At 62.2% G+C, this 22628-nt stretch carries 27 protein-coding genes, 1 tRNA gene and 1 pseudogene; 13 read left to right on the top strand and 16 right to left on the bottom strand.

Translation table 11 applies throughout. From position 1 onward, the window contains the following. Positions 1 to 477 precede the first annotated feature (477 nt). The 4 genes and pseudogenes from MKK65_RS11990 (at position 478) to MKK65_RS12005 (ending at position 3507) form a co-directional block, all read left to right on the top strand. Positions 478 to 993: a DUF2721 domain-containing protein gene (locus MKK65_RS11990; protein ID WP_243957929.1), complete on the top strand. Its 516-nt coding sequence runs from the start codon at positions 478 to 480 to the stop codon at positions 991 to 993. A 417-nt stretch (positions 994 to 1410) separates the two neighbouring features. Beyond that, the gene (locus tag MKK65_RS11995; protein WP_243957931.1) at positions 1411 to 2148 is read left to right on the top strand and encodes a sigma-70 family RNA polymerase sigma factor; all 738 of its coding nucleotides are present in this window, start codon (positions 1411 to 1413) and stop codon (positions 2146 to 2148) included. Between the two features lie 459 nt (positions 2149 to 2607). Continuing rightward, positions 2608 to 3237 (top strand): annotated as a pseudogene (locus MKK65_RS31545) (Crp/Fnr family transcriptional regulator); the annotation flags it as partial. A 3-nt stretch (positions 3238 to 3240) separates the two neighbouring features. Beyond that, positions 3241 to 3507 (top strand): hypothetical protein, encoded by a 267-nt coding sequence (locus MKK65_RS12005; RefSeq protein WP_243957933.1) that lies wholly within the window; start codon positions 3241 to 3243, stop codon positions 3505 to 3507. Between the two features lie 108 nt (positions 3508 to 3615). Here the strand turns inward: MKK65_RS12005 and MKK65_RS12010 are convergent, their stop codons facing one another. After that, a complete protein-coding gene (locus tag MKK65_RS12010; RefSeq protein WP_092045541.1) occupies positions 3616 to 3864 on the bottom strand; it encodes a hypothetical protein in 249 nt (82 codons plus the stop codon). A gap of 205 nt (positions 3865 to 4069) precedes the next feature. Between MKK65_RS12010 and MKK65_RS12015 the strand changes: the two genes are divergently transcribed. Together MKK65_RS12015 and MKK65_RS12020 are read left to right on the top strand one after the other, a co-directional pair. Continuing rightward, positions 4070 to 4246, top strand: a complete 177-nt coding sequence (locus MKK65_RS12015) for a hypothetical protein (protein WP_243957934.1) — start codon at positions 4070 to 4072, stop codon at positions 4244 to 4246. Positions 4247 to 4710: 464 nt separating this feature from the next. Continuing rightward, complete coding sequence (locus MKK65_RS12020) at positions 4711 to 4887, top strand: hypothetical protein (RefSeq protein WP_243957935.1); 177 nt, start codon at positions 4711 to 4713, stop codon at positions 4885 to 4887. Positions 4888 to 5049: 162 nt separating this feature from the next. Here MKK65_RS12020 and MKK65_RS12025 read toward each other — a convergent pair whose 3' ends face one another. The 5 genes from MKK65_RS12025 to MKK65_RS12045 all read right to left on the bottom strand — a co-directional run bounded on the left by MKK65_RS12025 (position 5050) and on the right by MKK65_RS12045 (position 8731). After that, positions 5050 to 5193, bottom strand: a complete 144-nt coding sequence (locus tag MKK65_RS12025; RefSeq protein WP_243957936.1) for a hypothetical protein — start codon at positions 5191 to 5193, stop codon at positions 5050 to 5052. A 1797-nt stretch (positions 5194 to 6990) separates the two neighbouring features. Further along, a complete protein-coding gene (locus tag MKK65_RS12030; protein ID WP_243957937.1) occupies positions 6991 to 7578 on the bottom strand; it encodes a PIN domain-containing protein in 588 nt (195 codons plus the stop codon). A gap of 3 nt (positions 7579 to 7581) precedes the next feature. Then, positions 7582 to 8037, bottom strand: a complete 456-nt coding sequence (locus tag MKK65_RS12035) for a helix-turn-helix domain-containing protein (protein ID WP_243957939.1) — start codon at positions 8035 to 8037, stop codon at positions 7582 to 7584. A gap of 161 nt (positions 8038 to 8198) precedes the next feature. Then, positions 8199 to 8462 (bottom strand): hypothetical protein, encoded by a 264-nt coding sequence (locus MKK65_RS12040; RefSeq protein ID WP_243957941.1) that lies wholly within the window; start codon positions 8460 to 8462, stop codon positions 8199 to 8201. Positions 8463 to 8473: 11 nt separating this feature from the next. After that, positions 8474 to 8731, bottom strand: coding sequence for a hypothetical protein (locus MKK65_RS12045; protein WP_243957942.1), 258 nt, complete (start codon positions 8729 to 8731; stop codon positions 8474 to 8476). A 169-nt stretch (positions 8732 to 8900) separates the two neighbouring features. On the opposite strand from MKK65_RS12045, the gene MKK65_RS12050 reads away from it, so the two are divergent. Next, a tRNA-Cys gene (locus MKK65_RS12050) sits at positions 8901 to 8976 on the top strand. A 235-nt stretch (positions 8977 to 9211) separates the two neighbouring features. Here MKK65_RS12050 and MKK65_RS12055 read toward each other — a convergent pair. The 3 genes from MKK65_RS12055 to MKK65_RS12065 form a co-directional block, all read right to left on the bottom strand. After that, positions 9212 to 9460: a hypothetical protein gene (locus MKK65_RS12055; protein ID WP_243957944.1), complete on the bottom strand. Its 249-nt coding sequence runs from the start codon at positions 9458 to 9460 to the stop codon at positions 9212 to 9214. Positions 9461 to 9720: 260 nt separating this feature from the next. Next, positions 9721 to 9885: a hypothetical protein gene (locus MKK65_RS12060; protein WP_243957946.1), complete on the bottom strand. Its 165-nt coding sequence runs from the start codon at positions 9883 to 9885 to the stop codon at positions 9721 to 9723. Beyond that, positions 9882 to 10136 carry a hypothetical protein gene (locus tag MKK65_RS12065; RefSeq protein ID WP_243957948.1) on the bottom strand — a complete coding sequence of 85 codons (255 nt, stop codon included), beginning with the start codon at positions 10134 to 10136 and terminating at the stop codon, positions 9882 to 9884. Before MKK65_RS12065 ends, MKK65_RS12060 begins: the two co-directional genes overlap by 4 nt. Before the next feature lie 64 nt (positions 10137 to 10200). Between MKK65_RS12065 and MKK65_RS12070 the strand changes: the two genes are divergently transcribed. The 4 genes from MKK65_RS12070 (at position 10201) to MKK65_RS12085 (ending at position 12941) form a co-directional block, all read left to right on the top strand. Beyond that, positions 10201 to 10356, top strand: a complete 156-nt coding sequence (locus MKK65_RS12070) for a hypothetical protein (RefSeq protein WP_313902038.1) — start codon at positions 10201 to 10203, stop codon at positions 10354 to 10356. Positions 10357 to 10698: 342 nt separating this feature from the next. Further along, entirely contained in the window at positions 10699 to 12183 is a 1485-nt protein-coding gene (locus MKK65_RS12075; RefSeq protein ID WP_243957971.1) for a PAS domain-containing protein, read from the top strand. Positions 12184 to 12203: 20 nt separating this feature from the next. Beyond that, a complete protein-coding gene (locus MKK65_RS12080; RefSeq protein ID WP_243957950.1) occupies positions 12204 to 12608 on the top strand; it encodes a hypothetical protein in 405 nt (134 codons plus the stop codon). Between the two features lie 12 nt (positions 12609 to 12620). Then, positions 12621 to 12941: a hypothetical protein gene (locus MKK65_RS12085; RefSeq protein WP_243957952.1), complete on the top strand. Its 321-nt coding sequence runs from the start codon at positions 12621 to 12623 to the stop codon at positions 12939 to 12941. Positions 12942 to 13040: 99 nt separating this feature from the next. Here the strand turns inward: MKK65_RS12085 and MKK65_RS12090 are convergent, their stop codons facing one another. The 6 genes from MKK65_RS12090 to MKK65_RS12115 all read right to left on the bottom strand — a co-directional run bounded on the left by MKK65_RS12090 (position 13041) and on the right by MKK65_RS12115 (position 19431). After that, positions 13041 to 14084, bottom strand: a complete 1044-nt coding sequence (locus tag MKK65_RS12090; protein ID WP_243957954.1) for an HD-GYP domain-containing protein — start codon at positions 14082 to 14084, stop codon at positions 13041 to 13043. A gap of 70 nt (positions 14085 to 14154) precedes the next feature. Beyond that, positions 14155 to 15078, bottom strand: coding sequence for a BLUF domain-containing protein (locus tag MKK65_RS12095; protein WP_243957956.1), 924 nt, complete (start codon positions 15076 to 15078; stop codon positions 14155 to 14157). A 31-nt stretch (positions 15079 to 15109) separates the two neighbouring features. Further along, positions 15110 to 16789 carry a putative bifunctional diguanylate cyclase/phosphodiesterase gene (locus MKK65_RS12100; protein ID WP_409565424.1) on the bottom strand — a complete coding sequence of 560 codons (1680 nt, stop codon included), beginning with the start codon at positions 16787 to 16789 and terminating at the stop codon, positions 15110 to 15112. A gap of 284 nt (positions 16790 to 17073) precedes the next feature. Next, entirely contained in the window at positions 17074 to 17556 is a 483-nt protein-coding gene (locus MKK65_RS12105) for a PAS domain-containing protein (RefSeq protein ID WP_243957960.1), read from the bottom strand. Positions 17557 to 18396: 840 nt separating this feature from the next. Then, on the bottom strand, positions 18397 to 18663 hold the full coding sequence (locus MKK65_RS12110; RefSeq protein ID WP_243957962.1) for a hypothetical protein: 267 nt from the start codon (positions 18661 to 18663) through the stop codon (positions 18397 to 18399). Between the two features lie 3 nt (positions 18664 to 18666). Then, on the bottom strand, positions 18667 to 19431 hold the full coding sequence (locus MKK65_RS12115; RefSeq protein ID WP_243957965.1) for a Crp/Fnr family transcriptional regulator: 765 nt from the start codon (positions 19429 to 19431) through the stop codon (positions 18667 to 18669). A 578-nt stretch (positions 19432 to 20009) separates the two neighbouring features. Here MKK65_RS12115 and MKK65_RS12120 point away from each other — a divergent pair. Both MKK65_RS12120 and MKK65_RS12125 read left to right on the top strand, forming a co-directional pair. Beyond that, complete coding sequence (locus tag MKK65_RS12120; RefSeq protein WP_243957967.1) at positions 20010 to 20729, top strand: Crp/Fnr family transcriptional regulator; 720 nt, start codon at positions 20010 to 20012, stop codon at positions 20727 to 20729. Continuing rightward, positions 20726 to 20971: a hypothetical protein gene (locus MKK65_RS12125; RefSeq protein WP_243957969.1), complete on the top strand. Its 246-nt coding sequence runs from the start codon at positions 20726 to 20728 to the stop codon at positions 20969 to 20971. Before MKK65_RS12120 ends, MKK65_RS12125 begins: the two co-directional genes overlap by 4 nt. 147 nt (positions 20972 to 21118) lie before the next feature. Here MKK65_RS12125 and MKK65_RS12130 read toward each other — a convergent pair whose 3' ends face one another. Then, positions 21119 to 21994: a transporter gene (locus MKK65_RS12130; RefSeq protein ID WP_243957970.1), complete on the bottom strand. Its 876-nt coding sequence runs from the start codon at positions 21992 to 21994 to the stop codon at positions 21119 to 21121. Positions 21995 to 22628 lie beyond the last annotated feature (634 nt).

Below are 22628 nucleotides of genomic sequence, written 5' to 3' on the forward strand. Positions count from 1 at the left end.
GCACCAGAGGTGTTTATGCCAGCCTTCACTGCTTGGCCGGCTGCGCTCGCCCGACCAGCTCCGCCGGCCAAGCTACCCGTGGCGGAGCGGCCTACCGCGCACTAAATTTAACCTTGGACCACCCTGTGGGGGCCGATCAAAGCCATGCTGATTTTGCGGGGTGTTACGTCCGATCGAACGGTCGTTCAACCGGATGAAACACCGCTCCGCGAGAGCGCCGGGGACACACCGAAGTTTCCCTATGGCTCAGCTCGAACCCATTTCAGGATTATCCGCCGCGGACGCGGTCGGGAGTGCGCAAGGCTGAGCGGAGTCCGTCACGACCCAGAAGCGGCTTGTCCGCGAAGGACGGCCTCCGCGTTTGGCAAGTCATGCTTGCCCCCCCCCGATCACTGCGCGAGCGCCAAATGCGCGCGGCCCAGGAAACTCTTGAGAGGCGGTGGGTTGCCGAGGAGCAATGGAGGCGACCTTAGCCCAATGAATTTAGATCTCGCCAATATTTTGAAAGTTATCGGGCCAGCAGCCTCGATCATTTTCGCCGCCTGGATATTTATGGGTTTTCTGCAGGTTCGCCATGACTCTGCAATAGATCGGTATCGCGAACTGATTGAGAAATATCGCACCTCTGAACTATCTGATAGCCGGAGAGCTAACATGAAGGATCAGATATTCCGTTATAAACGGCGCTGTGATCTGATGGGATACGCAAATATTATAGTACTTACGTCGGCCATATTGCTAATAATAACATTGATCGCAGGAGGGTTGTCGTTAGCATTTCCTGATGATAATGTATTCAAGTATGTAAGTCTCAGTCTTGCCTTGATTGGTCTTTTTCTTGTGATCGTTGCAACAGCAATCGTGACGAGGGAAGGGATGATCACGAACCGGCAGATCTATAACGAGCTTCTTGATATTCCGGATCTTGCAGAGGGCGTAGGTCAAGAGGCCGGAGATATCAGGGATCCGCATCGACGTAGCAATCCCACTTGAAGGTCGAGTATTGATGCGTAATTATTACTCTTACTACGTTGACGAAGCATCTATCCATTTGTTAATCTGTTGCTCGTCCCGGCGGTGCCGGCGTTCGTTTTAGCCTTCGCAGTTCGCAGTAGAGATATGCGCAAGGCCGGGCGAGCTGGGATGATATGGCCCCCCGGCCAACATGGTGCCCAGAAGGTGGGTGACGAAACCCATTAGTTTCTGTTGGTCCATGCATGTGCATGCGCCTCACATGGATGGGCAAGGGGGGTATTCGGGCACCGTGCAAGACGACCTCTCCGCCTTGCGCGCGATAGATTGAAAAATAATATTTCCTGCAAAAACCGTAAAAAGACGCAGACTTAACCGCGCGACCGCCGGATGAGTAGTTTTGCTTGAGGGGGCTCTCCCTCTGCCCAGGCCACGGTCATGGTTCAATTCAGGCCCAGCTGTGCCGTGACTACTCGGCAAAAGCCGGATTTGCCCGCAGGCGTTCGCCTTCACCTCGGGCAGATGCTTGGCGCAACGTATACGCGAATTATTGAGCGCGAGAACATTCCAGATAATATTGCCAAGTTAATTGCGAAGATTGATGCCGCCCTCAAGAGCGCTCAGGATGCCGGGGGAGCTGAGTTTCGTGAAGGACTTTTAGCACTGACGCCGGCACTGCATCGATTTGCCCGATCGTTGACGCGCAATACCACCACAGCTGACGACTTGGTTCAAGAAACTCTGTTGCGCGCATTGCGCGGGCAATCGAACTTCATTCGAGGCACGAACTTGGAGGCGTGGTCTTTTACGATCATGCGAAATCAGTTTTACAGTGAGTGTCGGAAACGTACGCGCGAGGTGGAAGACGAAGAGGGTGCACATGCCGCCCGGATGGTCTCACTACCTGAGCAAAGTGGCCATCTCGACGTGCGTGATATGAAGGCAGCGCTCGCTCGAATGGCCCCGAATTCACGGCAAGCTCTCGTCCTCATCGTGATTGAGAACTTAACCTACGAGGAAGCCGCAACTGAAATGAACTGCCAGATCGGCACCATAAAGAGCCGCGTCTGGCGCGCTCGGGAGCAGCTCGCCCAGATGCTGGGCTATACCGGGTCCGAAATCGGTAGTGACGGGGTTACTTTGGCCGCGGCGAGAGCGGACAGTTGGACGGTCTGATAACGTACCAATAGCTTTATCAGGTTCAGCCCTCTTCAAAAATCTGCTTTTTAATCGGATTAGCCTTGTCAGTCCCTGGCACGGGTGTTGGGCCGGCGCCGCAATAATGCGAGCATAACGGGCTACGTGAGCGGATCGTGTCCGATTATCGCCTGCCTAGCTTGTTCCGACCCGACCGAATTGAGGACTCGTTGCCGACCCGGATGGCGCGGACCCTTTTGGCGCAGGTCATCTGTTCCGAGGCAGGGCGGGGGAACCCGAGTTGGCCCTTCGAGGGGTACCTTCCGGACGCAAGCTCGGTCTCCCACCCATGAGGGCGGTCCGATGCAGCAGGCGCTGACGCGGAAGCTTGAGAGCTTCGAACCGCTGTCCGAATAGGCCCGTTGGGCCCTGAACGGGCTGACGCTCAAGGTGAGGCAGGTCGGCGCGCGCCAGGATTTGATCTAGGAAGGCGACAAGCCCGACAACGTCCTACTCATCCTGGATGGCTTCGCCTGCCGGTACAAGGTGCTCCCGGACGGCCAGCGCCAGATCATGGCCCTCTGTGTTCCGGGTGACTTCTGCTACTTGAACTTGTTCATCCCCGACGAGGTGGACCACAGCATCGGCACGATATCGGCGTGTAAGGTCGTGGATGTCCCGCGCCAGGCCATCGACGAGATCGCAGCCCACCATCCCAGCATCACCCGCGCCTTCTGGTGGTGCTCCCTGGTCGATGGTACCGTCTTGCGCGAGTGGCTCGTCAACATGGGCGGCCGGGCTCCGGATCAGCGCATCGCGCATCTCCTGTGCGAACTCCTCATGCGTCTGGAAGCGGTGGGACGTGTCACCGACAACAGCTACGCTTTCCCGCTGACGCAGACCGAGATCGCCGACACGATGGGCCTGTCCGACGTGCACGTGAACCGGACCTTGCGGGAGCTGCGCGCCCTTGGCCTGATCCACCTCAAGAGCCGGGTGCTCACCATCCTCGATGTCGAACGGCTGAAGGCCTTCTGTAGCTTCGCACCAAACTACCTACACCTGCGCAACACCCGCTGGGGCGAGCGCCGCGATCTGAGTTGGCCAGGCACCGCCCAGGAGGGCTAGCGGATGTCCGAACAGGGCAACGTCGAGACGCTGGTCGTGCTTCAGCCGATCCCCGTCGACACGGACAGCCCTGATCGCGAAGGCAGGCTGGTGATCGCCAACGGCCTGCTTGTGGCGGTTCTGGTCCGCCTCGCCGAGCCGGAGCACGATGATGTCGGGAGCTGGTTCATCGAGGTTGGGTTCGGCCGGCTGCAGGGGAGGAAGGCCCGGACTTTTCTGAGCCTGGAAGATGCGACCCGCTGGCTGCGACGGCATCTGAAGCCGGCTTGAGCTATCCCGCTAATAACTGGTTTGGAAATGCCCTCGCACGGCTGAGCGGCACCGTGGGAGATGGTAGGGCGTGCGAGCGCCGAAGCGGGGCGTGACTGACGCTTCGTGCTAGGCCGCCGACAGCCGCTTGGTGTTGAAGGCGACGTGCTCGCGGTAGCGGGCGATGACAGCTTCGGGCGAGCCACCGAGCATCAGCGTCGTCATGGCCTCGCCGGCGGCGTGCACCTTCTCGACAACCATCGACTGCATCTCGGCCCGGCCCTCGCGGCCGCCCCAGGCGAGGCGCACCATTCGTAACTCGATCACGCGCTGAGACTCGATCGCCAGCAATATCAATGAAAAGATGGGATTGTACACGATGAAACTCCGCGCCGCGGCAATTTCTGCCTAGATCAACATAGTTTGAGCCCACGTGGCTCCTCCCTAAATTTGTTAAGGAAATACGTCGCGCCTATAATATCTTCTAAAACTGCAACCTATGGCTCCAGGCACTGTTTGGCTTGTAGCATAGTGCTCTCCGTCACCCTTCCTTGGGCGGTTTCGTCAACGAAAGGCCTCGCCCATGGGCAGCGGTATCTCTCTGTTATTTCTAGCGCTGGGCACGATCGGCGGCGTCGGCTTTCTCGCATTGGCCGCACGCAAGCAGGTCGCTAACTTGAAGGGCGATCCGGAACGCTCCAACCTCATCAAAGATCATGGCGGCACGCCAAGGCAGAACATGCCGGGGACCGAGCACTGAAACCGCGACCATCGCGCTTGAGACATTCCTGATCCTCGGCTCGGCCCCGCCGCCCGATCTGATCACGGGCTGGCGTTCTTGACGACACATCTCACTTCGACGGCTCGCCTGCCGTTACCCGTATTCGCTCCAAGAGAGCTTTGCGTATCGTGGTATCTTGGATTTTGAACCAAAGCCGGATCAGTTCGGCAATCTCGTCTGGGTAAGCCTCCGAATGGGCTGTCTCTAGAAGCGTCTCGACAGGACACCCCAACGTGTCCGCGATCCGCTGGATGGCCTTGCGACCGCGGTCGTGTTGGTTGGAACCGGAATGCGAATGCCGCACTGGATGACGCATGGGCGGCTCTCTAGGCGCGCTAAAAAAATTTGTGATCCACGCCCCGAACCTACTTCAAAGTCGCAATCCTGAATAGTACCTACCCGCGCCGTGCTCGCGGTGAGCGAATTGGAGCCCAGGTAGTGCGATGATCGACGACCATGACTTCGATGAGATGGTCGATGCATGCCGAGAGGCGCACGATGCTGTGATGAAGCACGGAACAGAGGAGATGCAGGCGTTTACGACAGCACTTCTGCACGCCCTCGTTAAAGAGGCGGCAAAGCGATCAGCCGCGAGCGGCAATGATAATCACGAACAGTGAGGTGGGTGTGGCGCCGCTAGCGGAACCTGATAGCGCGAGGCGATGATATACTCGCACGCTCTATCTTGACGGGCCGCCTCATCCCCACCGCCCGATCTGATCACGGGCTAGCGGGGGAGGTCGACAATCTCACCGGCGTCCGCATAGGTTGCCGGGATCCGGTTAGCGCGCCGTGACCTGCGCTGGCTTGGCACTGTGTCGGAACAGGCCGCGCAGCGCCCGGAACGGCAGCAGCACCAGCTTGGCCACGCCGTGAGCGGCCATGACGACGACGACGGCCAGAAGGGCTAGGAGGGTGTTGCGCAACGCGGGGCACTCCAAGACGGAGTGAACTTGGCGATCCGTCAACACTATTGCTCTTAGGAGGCGCCCCGAAGACGGCGAGACTGTGAAACTTTTTGGCTGCGTGCGTTCGCGAACTCAGCCTGGGATGACGTCAGGTACGCCCGATCGGGGTGCTGCGTAGGCAACACCTACCAAGTCCTCTCGTCGCCAGACTATGCGAACGGTTGAAGGCATCGGCTCCTGGCCGATCGCGAGTTCAAAGTAGCGCGGCACTGCGAGGCCTGGCGGAAAAGCGAGGCAAGCACCCACGGGTGAGTGGTTCGTCACGATACAGCGGACTTCTGCATCGACCCCCGGGAAGGCAACATGGCCTTCGATGGTAGCTTCGACCCGAAGCTTCACGCGGCGATCCTGCATATCAGCACACGGCTTGGATGTATTACGATTAGGTGTAGGTTGTATTCACCAGCATACATCTAACAACTCAATCCAGGGCAATAGCGATTCAGGCCGATAAGCGTTGGGGCACCATTCGATGACGTATGATTAGCGCAACTCTAATCACTCGTGCAATCAAGTGTCGTGCAAGTGTGTTTTAATTACATCTATAGATGCTGCATCGCCCTGCTGCTCGTCGTGGAGGCTCGGCAACGGTCGTAGTGCGAAAACCGCAGCGGACGATGTCGTGGGTGGGCGCGGCTACTGAACCGGAAACGGACCTCAACGCTTCCCTATAGCCGACGCGATCCTCCTGCGCTGAGGCACGGAGGATTCCCATGCGTATCTTAATTCTGGCCGCGCTTGCCGGTGCCGGCCTGGTTGGCTCAAGCCTTCCGGCCGCCGCCGTGCCGGCTGGCCCCGTAGCCGGTGTCTCTTCGCCTTCCGATATGCTCACCAACCTGCGAATGCGGCGTCATCGCATGCGGCGACCGTCGATGACCTGGGTGCAGCGGCGAGGGTCTCGGCGCTAGCTCGATCACCGGCGGGCAGCAACGCCCCTGTCATGATCTGTCACATGCTAAGCGCACGCCAACCTCGGACTCCGCGGTGACACCTTTGTCCAAGACTGGAAGCCCGCCCGGTTCAACGGAGCGAATTTTTCATGGCCTGGACTTTGCCCTGGGCGCCTGCTCGTTGATGAGACCACGAGCTAACTTTGCGGCGCGCTCTTAATGGGGTGCGCCGCCTCTTCCGCAGCTGCAGGTCGTTCAATCGTGACGCTCTCTGCGGGGTACCTAACAGCCTGATCGACAAGACGCGGACCGAACCAGGATGTCAGTGTCGCCGATCGTCATGACGCTGATGAGCTGCTCGCCGCGCTTCCAGGGCATCGAGCACGCCGCGGCTCCGAACGGCGCACAGGTCTCAGCCTCTGGGTAGGCTTCGCAGGTATCCTCGCGACGCTCGCACACTCGGCTTGACGGTGGCACAGTGGCAGGCCTCCAGCCGAGCTGAAGAAGCGAAGCCCGAGCATCAGGGTAGAGGGTGTTGGGTTTGAACTTCGGCACCGGCTCGACCGCCTGAGCCCCACCCATAGCAATAGCGATGGTAAGGCCTGCAAGGGCTGTGCGCATAGCGGCGAGATAGCTTTCAAGATGGCCGAGTCGCGGTAGTTACGCAGGAGGCGTTACCGCCCCCCAAGAAAGAAGAACCAGATCAGGATTAGGACGGGGATCGGCACCCCAATCAGCCACAGCAAACCACCCGTCAGCATATCGCCCTCCCTAGAGTGGCTGAGTAAGCCTGCGGAGATCAGATCCGTTCCAAGCGGCTGCGCCTATGCGATGACGGCCAACAGCGGCCAAGCGTGAGGAGCTGCTAGAGTGAAGCTTCGTGCGGCTGGAGGATGTTCACGGCCGTCGTCAGCCCGTTGGCGTCCATCATCACGAGGAGGTCAGAGGCAGTCATCGCTGGTCTTTCCAATCGCTGTCGCATCTGGTGGATGGCCGCCACGGCTCGCCCGATGTCCAATGCAATCGTGTCCGCGATGAACGCATCAGCGCTCTTTGCCTCTAGGTTCAGCGGCTCAAGAAGCGTGGCCGGGAAATGCTTCAGATTGTCGGTTACGATGACCTGCGCCTGGGTCTTCAACGCAACCGCAATGACGTGAGCATCGCCTGGGTCGACGCCTTCACACATTGGCAGGTACCGCGCGTAGCCCGAGACCATGGCGTCCTCGAACGCCTTTTCCATGCTTGCACGTGCCTTCGCCCCCTTCTCGGCCGCGTTCAAATCTCCCTTCTTCGCGAACAACCCCGCGATGGCACGCTCGGTTTCGCCCAGGATCTCATCCGACCACCGCACGCGGAAGAACTCCCACTGCGCGAGGGTCAGGATGAGGTTCCGTCGAAGCACGCCCGCGAGAACGCAGGCGTCGATCGTCGCGGTGAACCGGTTCGCGAACACAGGCTACAGCAGCTCCCCATCGAGTGCCGCCAACTCCGATAGAGCTTCGATGCGACGCTTGTCGCGGGCGGCCTTGTAGGCGAACAGATCTTCAGCGCGGATGCGCCGGTGACGCCCGACCGGATTGAAGGGAATCTCCCCTTTTTCCAACAGCGAAACTAGGAACGGCCGTGACACGTTCAGGATATCGGCCGCCTGCTGCGTTGTCAGCATTTGGGAAACCGGAACGAGTGTCACGGCATCGCCGCGCCCGATCGGATGGAGCACTTCCATCAGAAGCTTTGAGACTGCAGGGGCGAGGGTGACGTCGACGACTTTCCCATCATCGTCCAATACGCGCAGGTTCGCTTCGCCAGACGCCTGAAGAGCCAGCAAACGGCGTAGCTGGTTGGCTGTCTCACGCTCCAACTCGGATGGTAGGCGCCCTCCAAGGCCTTTTGCGGAAGCAGGCATCGTCATGTCGGCTTCTCCTCACTCAAAAACTCAGCGGCATATTCGCAATAAACGAAACGCTCGCAATATGCGAAACGACACGCCGCCTGTTTCGTTCTCGTTATCGTGTGGACGGCGGGCCTAACTGTCCCACTTTCCGCGCCTCTTCCACGAGGCGCCGGATGGGGTCAGTGCACCACTTTGCTTACCGTCGCGCCGAACGATGCGATCCCGTCCCTCTCGACGGTCTCGGCGAACGCGCGGTAGGCGTCCTGCTCCGTCGCGAACCGCTCCTGCCATTCGGTGCTGCCGCTCGACATGTGGACGACGGCCAGCTGCCAGGGATCCTGCGTACCCGCGAACCGATAAATCTCCACGTCGACCGGCTCATCGTCGCGGGTGAAAGAGCCAGATAGCGGAGAGTGCTCGAACTCACGGTCCTCATCGTTCATTGACGAGCCCGTCATGGGAGCGGTCGCTGCTTCCGGTGCACGTAGGACGCCATGACGGCAGCGATCAGGATGGTGGCGACCACGATGTAGGCCATCTCGACGAGACTGACGACGAAGTCCGCCGGCCTCACTACGGCCAGCCACACCATGAACAGCAAGCCCGCGATCGGCACGCTGAGGGTCAGCACGCTGATCACGAACACCAACCAGTGCGGCATCGCTTTGGGGTGCCGTCGTGCAGGCTGTTTGTCGTTGCTGATGCGCGCCATAGCGCCTTCCGCTCCCGGAACCGGATCCCGGCCCCGCCGCCATTCTCGGGGATGAACTCCAGGCCGGCGGTTATGGTCGGTAGGAGCTCGCTAAGCTTCTTTGCAGCCATCTGAGGATCCCTCATCGCGTGACCTTGAGGCTGCCTGCGCCGCATGGTCTAAAGAGGACGGCCAGGTGGGCGAGTGTCCAGCCAGGAGCCCGCAAAGCTCCGCACGTCCGGTTCAACTCCGGGCCCCGGCCTCCAAGCTGCCTTCTCTTTCATTCGCTGGGTTGCGCACTAGGATCAGTAGGTGGGAAGCTGGCGCCCGCAGCCCGCAGGGCCTGCATCAGGGCGTTCAACTGGGCGATCGTGACCGCCGGCTCGCCGGGGCTGCTTTCAGCCCGCTCCACAACGCTTACAGGCACTTTGGCATGCCGGGCCAGATCTCTTGGCGCCCAGCGGATAGAAAGCCGTGCTGCGAGGAGCTGGGGACCCGTGATCACGCCTTCGGCTCCCGAAACCAGATCGCGAATTCGCTATCTGCACTGGTCAGGCGGCCCTCGGTATCCAAGAGTACTTTGCGGCCTGCCTTGGTGATCCTCCACTCCGCACTGTTGGCTTCATCGAGGCGCCCGGTCGAGGTGAAAAAGCCGCGGTTCGCCAAGCTGCGCAATGTACTGCTGGTCGCATAGAAACGGTTGCGCTCCTTTAGAAGCCGCAGCCGGCAGCGGTTATTCGCGCTCAGCAAGATGGGACGGTCGCTCAGATCACCGCTCCTTACCGCTCCCGGAACCGGATCCCGGCTTTGCCACCGTTCTCAGAGATGAACGAGAGGCCGGGGTTCACGGCACGAGACCCGCGAGCCCGAAGACGGCCAGAGCCGTGACGATGACGGTGAAGCCTGCCAGGGAGACGGTGCCGCCGAACCGCGCCCAGCGAGGGCTCATGGTTGCCGCATCCGCACGCCAGCCCCGCCGCCGTTCTCGGAGATGAACTCCAGGCCGGCGGTCATGAGCGAAGATCCGCCGCTGCTACGACTACGGCCGCCGCGACAGCTGCAACAGCGCAGTCCTCGAACGCGTATTCCAGGCCGGCAGCCTCAAGCGTACGTTCGACGCTCACGAGCACGACCGCAACTCCGATCGCCAGAAGCCGCCCCTTGATCATGCTCATTCGTCTGGCTCGGCACTGCCACTCTCTTGGATGCCAAGCCACTCTAGCGCTGCCGGACGCGACTTGAATACGTGCCGCTGGTTCGTGAACGGTTCGGGCCGCTTGATCGCTGGGACCTCGTTGAGCAGCTCGACCACCCATGTGTCGGCCGGCCCATCCCGGTGAACATTCCGGACGAGGCTGGCGATCAGCGCTCCATCGAGCAGCACGTCGTAGCTGCCGGGCGCCAGTTGCTCGACGGTGTAGGTCACTGCTGTTCCTGGGTTCGGGTTCCTGCGTCTGCTGCGTACGCGTCCGGAATGGTACGACATCCCCGTGGTGGTTCTGACCGCCAAGAACGTTACCGCAGACGATTTCCGCTTATTGGCCGGGCAGGCGGACCGCGTGTTGCAGAAGGCCGGCCTGTCGTACTCGGACGTCTCGGCGACGTTGAAGACACTCTATGTGACCGCTTCGATCAAAAGCCGGTGAACCTTAAGCCGCGCCAGGGATATAGGCTCCTTGATGCTGAGCCACTCCGCTCGATCTGCCATGCAGCATCGTATTAAACCGTACGATGCGCGACGTCGGCATCTCGGAGCACCTCTGATCGTCATTGCTTCCAATCACGCCGGTGCGATTTCCGAAAAAATGTTCCTTGCTCAGTCGCAGCGGACCCATCATTTGATGGGTTTACTCAATTAAGAAATAAATAACGTTTTTTATCCAGTATTGACCAGAGCATTAGCGTTCCATGCGACCTGTCAGCTGAGTTCGCGGGGCCAGACGTCGCCTCGCTGTCGAGTACCACTGCAAATTCTGGAGTCTATGACCATGTTCGGTGGGACGCGCACGCACGCCAATCACGTGGCAAAGCTCGATGCGCTGGACCGCTCACACGGGGTCATCGAGTTTAAGCCCGACGGCACCATCCTTACCGCCAACGCCAGTTTCCTGACGGCGATGGGCTACACCCTGCCTGAGGTGCAGGGGCAGCACCACGCGATGTTCGTCGAGGCAGGACACCGCGACAACGCCGAGTACCGGGCGTTCTGGGAAGCCCTGCGGCGGGGCTCCTTCCAGTCCGCCGAGTTCAAACGAATCGCCAAGGGCGGACGTATCGTCTGGGTACAAGCGAGCTACAACCCGGTGCTCGACCGCGCCGGCCACGTCGTGAAGGTGGTCAAGTTCGCCTCCGACATCACCGCTCAGAAGATGCGCATGCTCGATCTCGACGGGCAGATCACCGCTCTGCACCGCTCGCAGGCGGTGATCGCCTTTGATTTGGCCGGCACGATCCTCGATGCCAACGCCAACTTTCTCGACGCGATGGGCTATCGCCTGGATGAGATCCGGGGGCAGCACCATAGCCTGTTCGTGGATGTCGGGGAGCGGGCCGGGGCAGCCTATCGCGAGTTCTGGTCGAAGCTCGCCCAGGGAACCTTCGCCGCGGGTGAGTTCCGACGCATCGCCAAAGGCGACCGCGAGGTCTGGATCCAGGCGACCTACAATCCGATCACCGACGCGGACGGGCACGTGGTGAAGGTGGTGAAGTTCGCCACCGACATCACCCTCCAAGTTCGCGAACGCCAGCGCCGGGCCGAGGCCCAGCGTGCGATCGGCGCCGACCTCGACGCGATCGGTAGTGCGGTCGAGGATGTCACGCGGCAGACCGCGGAGGCTGCCGGCACGGTCGGACAGGTCTCGAACGACATCCAATGCGTCGCCTCGGGGGCGGAGGAACTCTCGGCTTCGGTCGGCGAGATCAGCCAGCAGGTCAGCCACGCCGCGCGCATGGCCGGCGAGGCGGTCGAACAGGCTCGGCACACGGGAAGCATCGTGGCGGGGCTGAGCGGACAGGCGGCACAGATCGGCGATGTGGTCGCGCTGATCCAGGGCATCGCCTCGCAGACCAATCTACTGGCCTTGAACGCCACGATCGAGGCGGCGCGTGCAGGTGCGGCGGGCAAGGGCTTCGCGGTGGTCGCCACCGAAGTGAAGGCGCTGGCTGAGCAGACCGCCAAGGCGACCGAGCAAATCCGCGGGCAGATCGTGGCGACGCAGGCGGCGACCCGGGAGGCGGTCGATGCCATCGGTTCGATCCAGGGCACGATCCGGGGTCTGGACGAGGTCTCGGCCGCGATCGCGGCGGCCGTTGAAGAGCAGTCGGCGGTGACGCGGGAGATGTCGGGCAGCATGCATACGGCCGCGCACGGCGTGACCACGATCGCCGGCGGTATGGAGGCGATCGCCCGAGCGAGCGAGCAGGTCGATGCAGCGACGCGCCAGGTGCGGGAAGCCGCGCGAGCGGTCGCCTGACGATGGCCCAGAGCCCTGATTTGGCCGCCGCCGCCCTTGGGCATGACTGGGCACAGCTGTCGGAGGTTGGTGCTGCCGTGCGGCGCAGCCTCGACGATGCGCTCGGCGAGCTCGTGCGCGCGGCGATCGAGAACCCGACTGAGGCTTACGCGGCGAGCTGCGCCCGCATCGACCAGACGTTCGCTGACCGGATGGCTCCGTATCGGAGCCTCAGCTGGGCGATGGACCAAGCCGCAGCGTTGCAGCATGCGCTCAAGCAGGGCTTGCGCAATCCTGCGGTGACGCGGGAGATGTCGGGCGGCGTGCACACGGCCGCGCACGGCAAGACCATGATCGCCGGCGGCTTGGAGGCGATCGCCCGAGCGGGCGAGCAGGTCGATGTGTCAACGTCACAGGTGCGGGAAGCCGCGGGCGCAGCCGGCTGAGGTCCAAATCAGGTGTCCAGCGCAATCATCGCGTTCCGTCGCAAGAGCGACGAGGCATCCGCCCTCGGCGACTTCGACGGGGTCGCGACAACGTTGTTGTCCGAGGGGCGCGCGTCCAGTCTCACGACGGCACGGATCAAGGCGATCCTGACCAAGCTGCGGTCACAGCGAACCGAACTGGCTGGGGTGATCGCCGATCTGCAGGCGCGACCACCGAGCGGCGACGGCCGGATCGACACGGTCAATGCGAACCTATGCATCGAAGCGAGCAAGGGGCTCGCTCAGATCGACCGACTCATCCAGCACGCCGAGACGTGTTCTGCGAGCTCATGAGCCGGTGATCCGGCCCTTGGCCACCGGGGCTTGTGTCGCGCCGTATGCATTTGGCATCGTGCCGACAGCAGTCCGCGGAAGGTAGAAACACCTCTAGCATCACGCGTGGGCTCTCACAGCCACGACAGGCTGGAACGCGCGTACGAGGTCGGCATCGAGGCGATCCGCCATACCCTCCAGAATGCCGTAGGCTCGTTCGCCAGCCATCGGCGCTCGATACGGGCGGCGCTCGATCAGCGCCCCGTAGACGTCGCAGATCGTGACCAACCGCACGAGATCCGGGATTTCCCATGCCTTGAGATGATCCGGGTATCCTGAACCATCGAGCATCTCGTGGTGCGAGCGCACGGCCGCCAGCAGCCCGTCCTCGAAGCCGGCACCCACCAGCATAGCGTAGCCGCGCGCCGGGTGCGTGCGCATCACCACCGTCTCCGCATCGGTGAGCTTGCCCGGCTTGTTCAGGATCTCGGTCGGAACGTGGATCTTGCCGACATCGTGCAGCAGCGCGGCCTTCGTCAGGCGATGCCGGTCCGCCGCGCGTAGACCGAGCGCAGCCGAGAAGGCGGCGGCGAGCGACGCCACGAGCAGGCAGTGCTGGTGCGTGGCATCGTCGAACTGTTGGATAGCTTGGATCCAGTCGTGGATGCCGCTGTCGCTGACGGCACGCACGACGAGATCGGTGCCGATCTCGGCGACGGCGGGCGTGATCGGTTTGCCGGATAGGAGAACCTGTTTGAGGAATTGCCCGGCCTCGCAGGCGTGCGCCTGCACGGCAACCGGGATCGATCGCAGCGGTGTCCGCATGCGTCCCAAGGTGTCGAGAAGCTGCCGCGCGCTCGCCCCGGCGCTGAGTAGGCCGTCCGCGCCCAACACCTGGGCTTGTGCCTCGGCGCGGGCCGTGTTGCCGTGGACGAGGAACAGGTACGGCACACCCTCGCCGCGTACCTGCCCCAAGATCCTGCGTAGACGAATGATGGCATCGGAGGTGAGCCGCTCGACATCGCTGACGATCGCCCCGGGACGGGCGGCGAACGGCTCGTCGTCGTAGAGGTCGTGGATGCGGCTCGCCGTAGGGTCGCCGAAGTCGCGCGCGAGGCGCTCGGCGCGGCGCAGATCGTCCGAGATCAGGAGAAGCTCGCCCATACCGCGATCTCAAGGAACATCGTCGTGACCGCCGTCACGTCCCCGGTATGCCGATGGCATCCGACACAGTTCAGCCCGCCGCGCGCGCGACCTCGCGCACATGGTGGGAGGTCACATCGGCCTGCTCGTTCGCCCGGTCGGTGACGCCCGCGGCTGCGCTGGCAGCCGTCGCCTCCTGTCCCAGAGCCGTGGCGAGCAACTGTGCGCGTCGCGCCCAGAGATCCCGCTCCCTCGAGAGCTGGTCTGCACGGTCCTGGCTGGTCGCCAAGGCTATCTGCATTCCGTCCAGGGCGTTGCGCAGCTCGGTCGTGCGCTCGCGCTCAGCGGCCAAGGCCGCCTTCAGCACGGTCAGCGCGATCGCCGAGGACGATGCCGCGATGCTCCGCTCGGGGGATGAGTGCGATGGAACGGGATCGATCGCCGGCGTATCGGTGTCAGCCTGCCGCGACTGCAGTGTTTGACCGGGGCGCGGTAGCTCGGCGCGGATCCGCGCGACGTCCAGCTCCGGAACCGCCTGGTGCGGGGACGCTTCGACGGCGGGATGATCGGGAGCGGAGGTGGGCACGCCTTCGTCATCCAGGACCAGGCTGTGGAGCGTCGTGAACACGGCGTCGCCGTCGAGCCGACTGAGGTCGAAGCCGCTCTCGGCGGCGAGGCCGCTCCATAGGGCTCGACCCCGTGCCGAGTGCCCGACGAAACCCATCGACCAGTTCGGGAAGCCGCGGCGCTCGGCCGGACCACATTGCAGCACCGTGACCTCGCCATGGCGCTCGTCGCGCTGGATGCGCTCGAAAGTGCTCTCGACCGCGCGGCGGGGGCCCTCCAGGACCTGGGCGAAGGCACCGCCGTTGAACAGCAGCGCCCCGGTCACCTCGACCTTGGCGTTGTTGCGCTGGGACGTCTCCAGGATCTGCGCGATGGCCGCGCTCGCCTCGGCCTCGCTCATCTCCAGGAGGTTCTTGCTGGCATAGACCAAACGGTACAGCTCACTCATCGGGGCGGCTCCGGTAAACGTCTGTGTGCGATCAAGCCTGGGCGATGTGCTCGTTGAGCAGCTTCATGAGATCGTCAGCCGGGACGGGCCGGCTGATCAGGTAGCCCTGCACGTCGGTGCAGCCCTCCGAGCGGATGCGCTGCATCTGGTCGGCCGTCTCGACGCCCTCGGCGACGGTGGTCATCCCAAGGCTTTTACCCAGGCCTGCGATGGCCCGGATGATCGCGTCCCCGCCCGGCTTGACCGACAGGTCGCTCACGAACGATCGGTCGATCTTGATCTTGTCGAACGGGAACGAGCGCAGATAGCTCAGCGACGAGTATCCGGTGCCGAAGTCGTCCATCGACACGCGCACGCCGAGCGCTCGCAGCCGTTGCAGGATCTGCAAGGTCCGCTCGCTCTCGTGGAGCAGCACGCCCTCGGTGATCTCGATCTCCAGCCTGTGCGCCGGTAGGCCGGAACTGGCCAGGGCGGACATGATCGTCTCGACCAAGCGTTCGCTCTTGAACTGTGCAGGTGAGACGTTCACCGCGATGGAGATCGGTGCCGGCCAAGTCACGGCATCGCGACAGGCTTGCCGGATCACCCATTCTCCGATCGGCACGATCAAGCCGATCTCCTCGGCGAGTGGGATGAAGTCGAGCGGCGGGATCATCCCGCGCTCGGGATGGCGCCAGCGCAGCAAGGCCTCGCACCCGGTGAGACGATTGCTCTCCAGGTTGAGCTGCGGCTGGTAGTGCAGCTGGAACTCGCGGCGGGCGAGGGCTTGTCGGAGATCGAGTTCGAGACGGCGGCGCGCCTGCATCCGCGCGTCCATCTCGGGCTCGAAGAAGCGGAAGGTGCCGCGCCCGTCGAGCTTCGCCCGGTACAGCGCCAGGTCGGCGACCTTGAGCAGCCGGTCGGCGTCGACGCCGTCGGCCGGCGCCAGGGCGGCACCGACGCTGGCACCGATCGTGAGCAGGTGACCATCGAGTATGTAGGTTCGCCCGATCAGATCGACCACGCGCCGCGCCAGGGGCAGCGTGTCGGCCGACGTCCTCACACCGGTCTGCAACACGACGAACTCGTCCCCACCGATCCGGGCGACGGTATCGGTCGGGCGCACGGCCGAGCGCAGCCGGTCGGCGACCATGCGCAGCAGGGCGTCGCCGACGGGATGGCCCAGCGTGTCATTGACCGGCTTGAACCGGTCGAGGTCGATCAACAGCAAGGCGCAACCCTCGCCCGTCCTGCCGAGGCGGGCGAGCGCCTCGTCAAGGCGATCGCGCAGCATCAGCCGGTTCGGCAGGCCTGTCAGTGGATCGAGGCTGGCCATCGCCGCGGCCTCGGCCTCGGCGGTCCGACGCACGCTGACGTCTTCGATGATCACGGCCCAACCGGTGCCCGGCACAGGCTGCAGCTCGATCTGGATCGCTCGGGCGCCGTCGATCAGCTCGAACACGGTGCTGACCCCATCGACACGTGAACGGCGCAGGTTCCGGAAGACCTCACGGCGGGAGGACTGTGCGAGGGCTTGGAGCACGCGCAAGCGCCCTCGCAAGGGAGGGGCTGCGTCGCGCGACAGCCCGAGTGCGTCGAGGAGACGGTGGGCCGGTTCGGTGCAAAGGATTTGCTGTCCAGTCTCGTCGACGAGCAGGAGCCCGTAGCGGATCGAGGCAAGGCATTGGATCAGCGTCTTTGACCCCGGCTCGATCGAGCTCGATACGCCGATGGCCGATGTGACTTGAGATGGGGCGATACGCAAGGCACTCGACATGGTGTCTCGACCTGGCTTGATGCGGAATGGCGTCGGAGTCCACGTGAGTGCAGTGATTCACGCACGATGACGACAGCGATCTGCTATTCGACCGTCTGCTGTGTTGGATTTAGCAGCTAATACTTGATTGTCTGTTAAACGGTTTTGGTCTCATCGAACAGAAACCCAGCAAATGACGGTTTTGATAGCAATCAAATCCTCGATCGGCGCAATGCTCTCGATTTTGATGTGTCGCGCCTTTAATCTTCAGCGCTGAAAACGCCCAAGCTGCGCAAGGGGTCTCCTAACGGGTCGTTACTTATCAGGCTGGCCTCGTACCGCCCGCCGCTGCCTCCGGCGGGACGACCGAGCCGCCGCACGACCTCGCGCTGGAACGCAACGAAGCCGTCGAGTTCACCGCTCACGTTGCGCAGAGGCCGGCAGTCGATCTCAACGCGGTACTTGATGCCGTCGCTGCGGTAGTTGGTCAGGTAGCCGTGGAACCGCTCACCAGCTGTGAGGGCGCGATGGAAGGCGTCGAGGGTTTCCCGCCTCGTCTCCTTGCCCTGCATGAAGCGGGGGCTTTGCCCGACGATCCGGTCGAGGTCGCGTCCGACCAGCCGCCCAAAGGCGGGATTGGCATAGAGGATGATCGGGCCAGGGGATTCGATCGCCACGTCGGTGACGACGACCCCGATGGACGCGTCCTCGGCGAGCGCGCGGATCAGGTCGAGAGCCATCATGAATGTAGAACGTCGAAACGGCTGAAAAGGCCTCCGATGGCAGCCGGGCGTTTGCCTGACCTTTGGGGCAACATCGGGGAACAAGGCCCTGCAAGCGGAGGCTCGTGGGCTGTTCGCGAGTCATTAGACGTCCGCGCGGGGGAGATCATCGCCACCAAGGCTGTTTCGAACAAGCTTACGCAAGTGGCGGTACCGCTGTCCGATCATCATGATGAAGGTTTTATAGCGGATCGCCTTAATCCTGACGGTGTGAGCGACGCGTTCGCGCGCGCTGAAGCGGACCGGAAAAATGATCCAAATCCAACATTAGATAGGACGCCCGAGCCACAGGTATCAAAGTATGATCTTTAGTTTTAGATCAAGTGATATCTATGACCCAGAAAATGGAAATACCGGAGCATTTCTGGTCCGAGCTTGAGCGTACCGTCTCCTCGAAAGTGGGCGATGCTCTTAACACAGATGAAATCCCACGCGAATTACTGATCTCAAATCTGCGTGATTGTGAGGTCATGGCACAGACCGCGTGTGATAGCCGCCAGACGGTCCAGATCATCGCATCCGGGCGTAGCCTCCTCGGAGACCGACAGGTGCTTGAGCCACGCGATTGCGCGTTCTCATACGCGCACCTGTGAGCGGATTGAAGGTGGGAGATACTCGGGCGCTGTAGCTCAGATCGGAGACAACGATGCTCTACGACGAGATGGGTCGGCTGGCCGAGACGTAGACGGCTTCGGCGCCACTTTGTTCGGAGTCGCTCATGCTTCACCTCGCCCGCCCGCTTCACAGCATCATCGTCAGGACCTGCGCATAGCGAATTCCTGTCCCAAATCAGAAGATGGCTCAATCCGCCTTCAGATGCCGTCTCAGCCAGCGCGTCGCCTGCTCCAGAGTGGGGAAGGTCGGAGTGTTTTTCCCCTGCAACCGGCCGAAGCCCACCTCCAGGAACCAGTTTCCGAGATTGTCGTGCTCTGGATCGTCGAGGCGTACTAGCACGGCCACGAGCAGGCCGTTGGCGATCACCAGTCGGCCTTCGCGATCAGGGCTGGCCGTATCGACGGCGATCGGTTGCAGCACGATCAGCGTCTCGACGTTGCCCTGTTCGGACATCCGCTAGCCCTCCTGGGCGGTGCCTGGCCAACTCAGATCGCGGCGCTCGCCCCAGCGGGTATTGCGCAGGTGCAGGTAGTTCGGCGCGAAGCTACAGAAAGCCTTCAGCCGTTCGACATCGAGGATGGTGAGCACCCGGCTCTTGAGGTGGATCAGGCCGAGCGCGCGCAGCTCCCGCAGGGTCCGGTTCACGTGCACGTCGGACAGGCCCATCGTGTCGGCGATCTCGGTCTGCGTCAGCGGGAACGCGTAGCTGTTATGGGTAACACGTCCGACCGCTTCCAGGCGCATGAGAAGTTCGCACAGAAGGTGGGCAATGCGCTGACCTGGGGCACGTCCACCCATGTTGACGAGCCACTCACGCAGGACGGCACCGTCGACCAGAGAGCACCACCAGAAGGCCCGCGCGATGCTCGGGTGATGGGCCGCGATCTCGTCGATAGCCTTGCGCGGGACATCCACAACCTTGCATGCCGAGATCGTGCCGATGTTGTGGTCCATCTCGTCGAGGATGAACACGTTCAGGTCGCAGAAGTCGCCCGGCACCAGAAGGGCCATGATCTGGCGCTGGCCGTCCGGGAGCATCTTGTAGCGGCACGCGAAGCCATCGAGGATCAGCAGGACGTTGTCGGGCTTGTCGCCCTCCTGGATCAGATCCTGGCGCGCACCGACCTGCCGGACCTTGAGTACCAAGCGGTTCAGGGCCCAGCGAGCCTGCTCGGACAGAGGTTCGAAGCTCTCAAGCTTCCGTGTCAGCGCCTGCTGCATCGGACTGCTATCATGATTGAGAAAACCTGCTGACCGTCCGGAAGATGTTCCTCAAAGAAACGCTTAGTCGAGCCGCGCCGATCCCGCAGAGGCATCACAGGTACGATTTCGGACGCCCGGCCCCTGCCCGGAAACAGGTGACCTGCACCAAGAAACACCCCACCACCCGGACCGAACAACGGTGCTTGAGCTCGCTCGGGTAGGAGGAAACTGTGCAGGCGATGATCTGTCGAGGAACGCTTGCACAGCGATCGATTAGAACAAAAGATGGCTTTAGACAGGCTCACCTTTAATCGCGTCGTTTACGGCGCTTGCAGTACCGGAGCGTTGACCCGGTCCGTATCAAAAGCTAAGCCTTCGCTGCGAAATTGAAGTGCCTGACGATGGGAAATCTTAGCCTTCGGGGCCGATGATTGCCCCGAAAATCTATCTTTTGACGAACAGATAAAATAACGTCTGCCTATGTTGGCGACTATCATCAGCTGATCCGACACAGGTGCTGTTGACTGGGAGAGCCGGGCGCTTCCACCTGCAATGCGCGGCGGACCACAATGCAATCAGCCCCCGATCAGCAAGTCATGACCATGCTCATCCGCAAGCTAGAGAGCATCGCTCGCCTCTCGGTTGAGGAGCGGCGGGCCATCGAGAGCCTGCCGATGCGGATCCACAACCTCGATGCCCGACAGGACATCGTGCACGACGGCGACAAGCCCTCGCATTGCTGCCTGATCCTCAAGGGGTGGGCCTGTCGGTACAAGCTGCTCGGCCAGGGCAAACGGCAGATCTTGTCGTTTCACATCCCCGGCGACATCCCGGATCTCCAGAGCCTGCACATCCACACCATGGATCACAGCCTCGCCACGATGACCAAAGCCACCGTGGCCTTCATCTCGCATGAGAGCCTGCGGGCCCTGACGGCACGCTACCCTGGCATCGCATCGATTTTCTGGCGTGACACCCTGATCGATGCGGGAATCTTCCGGGAGTGGCTGGTGAGCATGGGACGGCGCTCGGCCTTCGAGCATGTCGCCCACCTGTTCTGCGAGCTGTACCTGAAGCTGCAAGCGGTGGGGCTGGCCGGGGACTACCGTTGCCCGCTGCCGATCACCCAGGCGGATCTCGCCGACGCGCTGGGGCTGCCCCCCCTGCACATCAATCGCGTGCTCCAGGAAATGCGCGGCAAGACCTTAATCACGCTCCGAAGCAGCACACTGGTGATCGAGGCGTGGGACGAACTTATGCGGGTCTCGGAGTTTGATCCCAGCTACCTGCAGTTGGAGAAGCGGGCGGCCGCATGACCCTTCGTCTACAGCCGGTGCAGGTCGGCACCGGCAGCTACGATATCGACGGCCAGTTGGTCTTCGCCGACGGCTTGCTTGCGGCGGTCTTGGTGCGGCTCTCGGGCTATCACGACGACATGTCCGGGATGTGGTTCCTGGAGGCGGGCTTCGGGCTGGTCGATACGCCAAACCGACCCACCTTCGCCGACCTCGATACGGCGCAGACCTGGATCGAGCCGCAACTCGCCCAGGCAGCCTGAGCCTCCCATCCAGATGTGGCCATTACCGTCCCGAGCACGGGTTAAGGTGGCTCGCGTTAGCTGTGAACAAGCGGGATCCCCTGCCAGAGATGTTCGTGCATCCATCGCAGGAGAGCGCACCCATCACCACACGTGTGCAAGACGGTTTCAGAATTTGCGCAGGATGGGGCTCGGCTCAGGAGGCTGCCCCTTGTCCTGGTAGATCGGCACCGTGGCGCGCAACCAGCCGCGTGTCTCAAGTCCGGCGTAGTTGCGCTGAACAACGTCTCGCGTGACGTAGGCTTGGAGATTGACCGGACCGAAGTTGTATCCCACGAGGCCGCCCACAGCGAACTGGCCCTGCCGGGCATAGGACGGATTGTTGGTCGGAAGGTCGGTCGATCCGAACGCTACCGGCCCAATTTCCCACTTACCGAAATGCTTGGTGGCCGTGAGATCGAGATTGAGAAAGTCCGGGTAAAAGGTACCGCTGGCCGACCGTGTATCGAAGAAGGTGCCGTACAGGAAGTTGCCTGTCAGGTTCCAGCTATCGCCATCGTAAGTGATGGCGAAACGTTGGTGCAGAACCGGATTTTGGATGACGATCTTGGTCTCGCTAGGTAGGTACGCCCCGAGCAGGTAGCTGAAATTGAGGTTGTTGCCGAGCTTCCAAGCCACTTGCGCAGCGAGCAGCGTCTGGCCGAACCCGCTCTGGTACGCCGCGCCCCGCGTGCTCGAGGCTGTGATCGGCTGCAACACGACAAGCTGCAGCCGCCCGCCGATAACCTCGGCCGGTGTCGCCCAGATGAAGGACGGCAGGTTGATGTTCGAGTCGGTGCCGCGTGGGGTAATATCGCGCAAGCCGAAACTGGACGTGTCAATGAAGTAGAGCCCGATCGGCAATGGCGCACCCGGGGCTTGCCCCACGGTCTGTCCAGGTTGTGCCGATGAGCCGGCCTGCACGGGGATGCCGGCCAACCCGTAGGTGAGCGAGGCGGCGATGGCAGCGATATGGATCGCTCGGACAAACCCAGCTCTCGTCATTCCGCAGTCCAAACCTCTCAGCCATCGGATCGGCTGTTATTGTATGCCAGCACGGATTAAGCGGCCTTCCCGTGCGTGGGGTGCAGAGTTGCGACACGAGCGTAGCCGTTGGGCAACAACCGACGCAGCGAAGGCTCGCTTCCTCGGAAGCTCCAATCCGCGCCTATAGTGAGGCCCTGTGGGTGGCGGAGGGTCCGGTTTGGGGCGAAAGGCCAAAGTCCGCTCATTACCCTAATCGGACCTCAGTCCTATCACCCGTTCTGTCGGGTATCCGATCGTTTTCCAGACGCACGTAGCTACATACGGCAAGGTCCGAGAAGGGTGGTAAGCGGCCTTCGGCGCCGCAGCTGAAACCGGACGTTCGTGCCAGCAGCGATTGGTCTAATTTGGGTGCACCCACAACGAATTGTCGCCGATCGCTCCGATGGGCATACCCAAACCGAACCGGCTCGACCGGCTGCTTTGGGTGGAGGAGGTGGATTTTGTTCCAGGCACGCGCAACTCGCGGCTATCAGGCCCTATCACCGGCCGTGATCGACCGCCGGTCCGGAACGGAACCGCTTGCGTGATCGAGACGTCCCGACGACCTGTCGCCCCCGGTGCTCTCGCGCAAGAGGACCCGGGGGGAGCGCCG

The sequence above is a fragment of the Methylobacterium sp. J-001 genome (assembly GCF_022829565.1).
GTDB lineage: Bacteria > Pseudomonadota > Alphaproteobacteria > Rhizobiales > Beijerinckiaceae > Methylobacterium.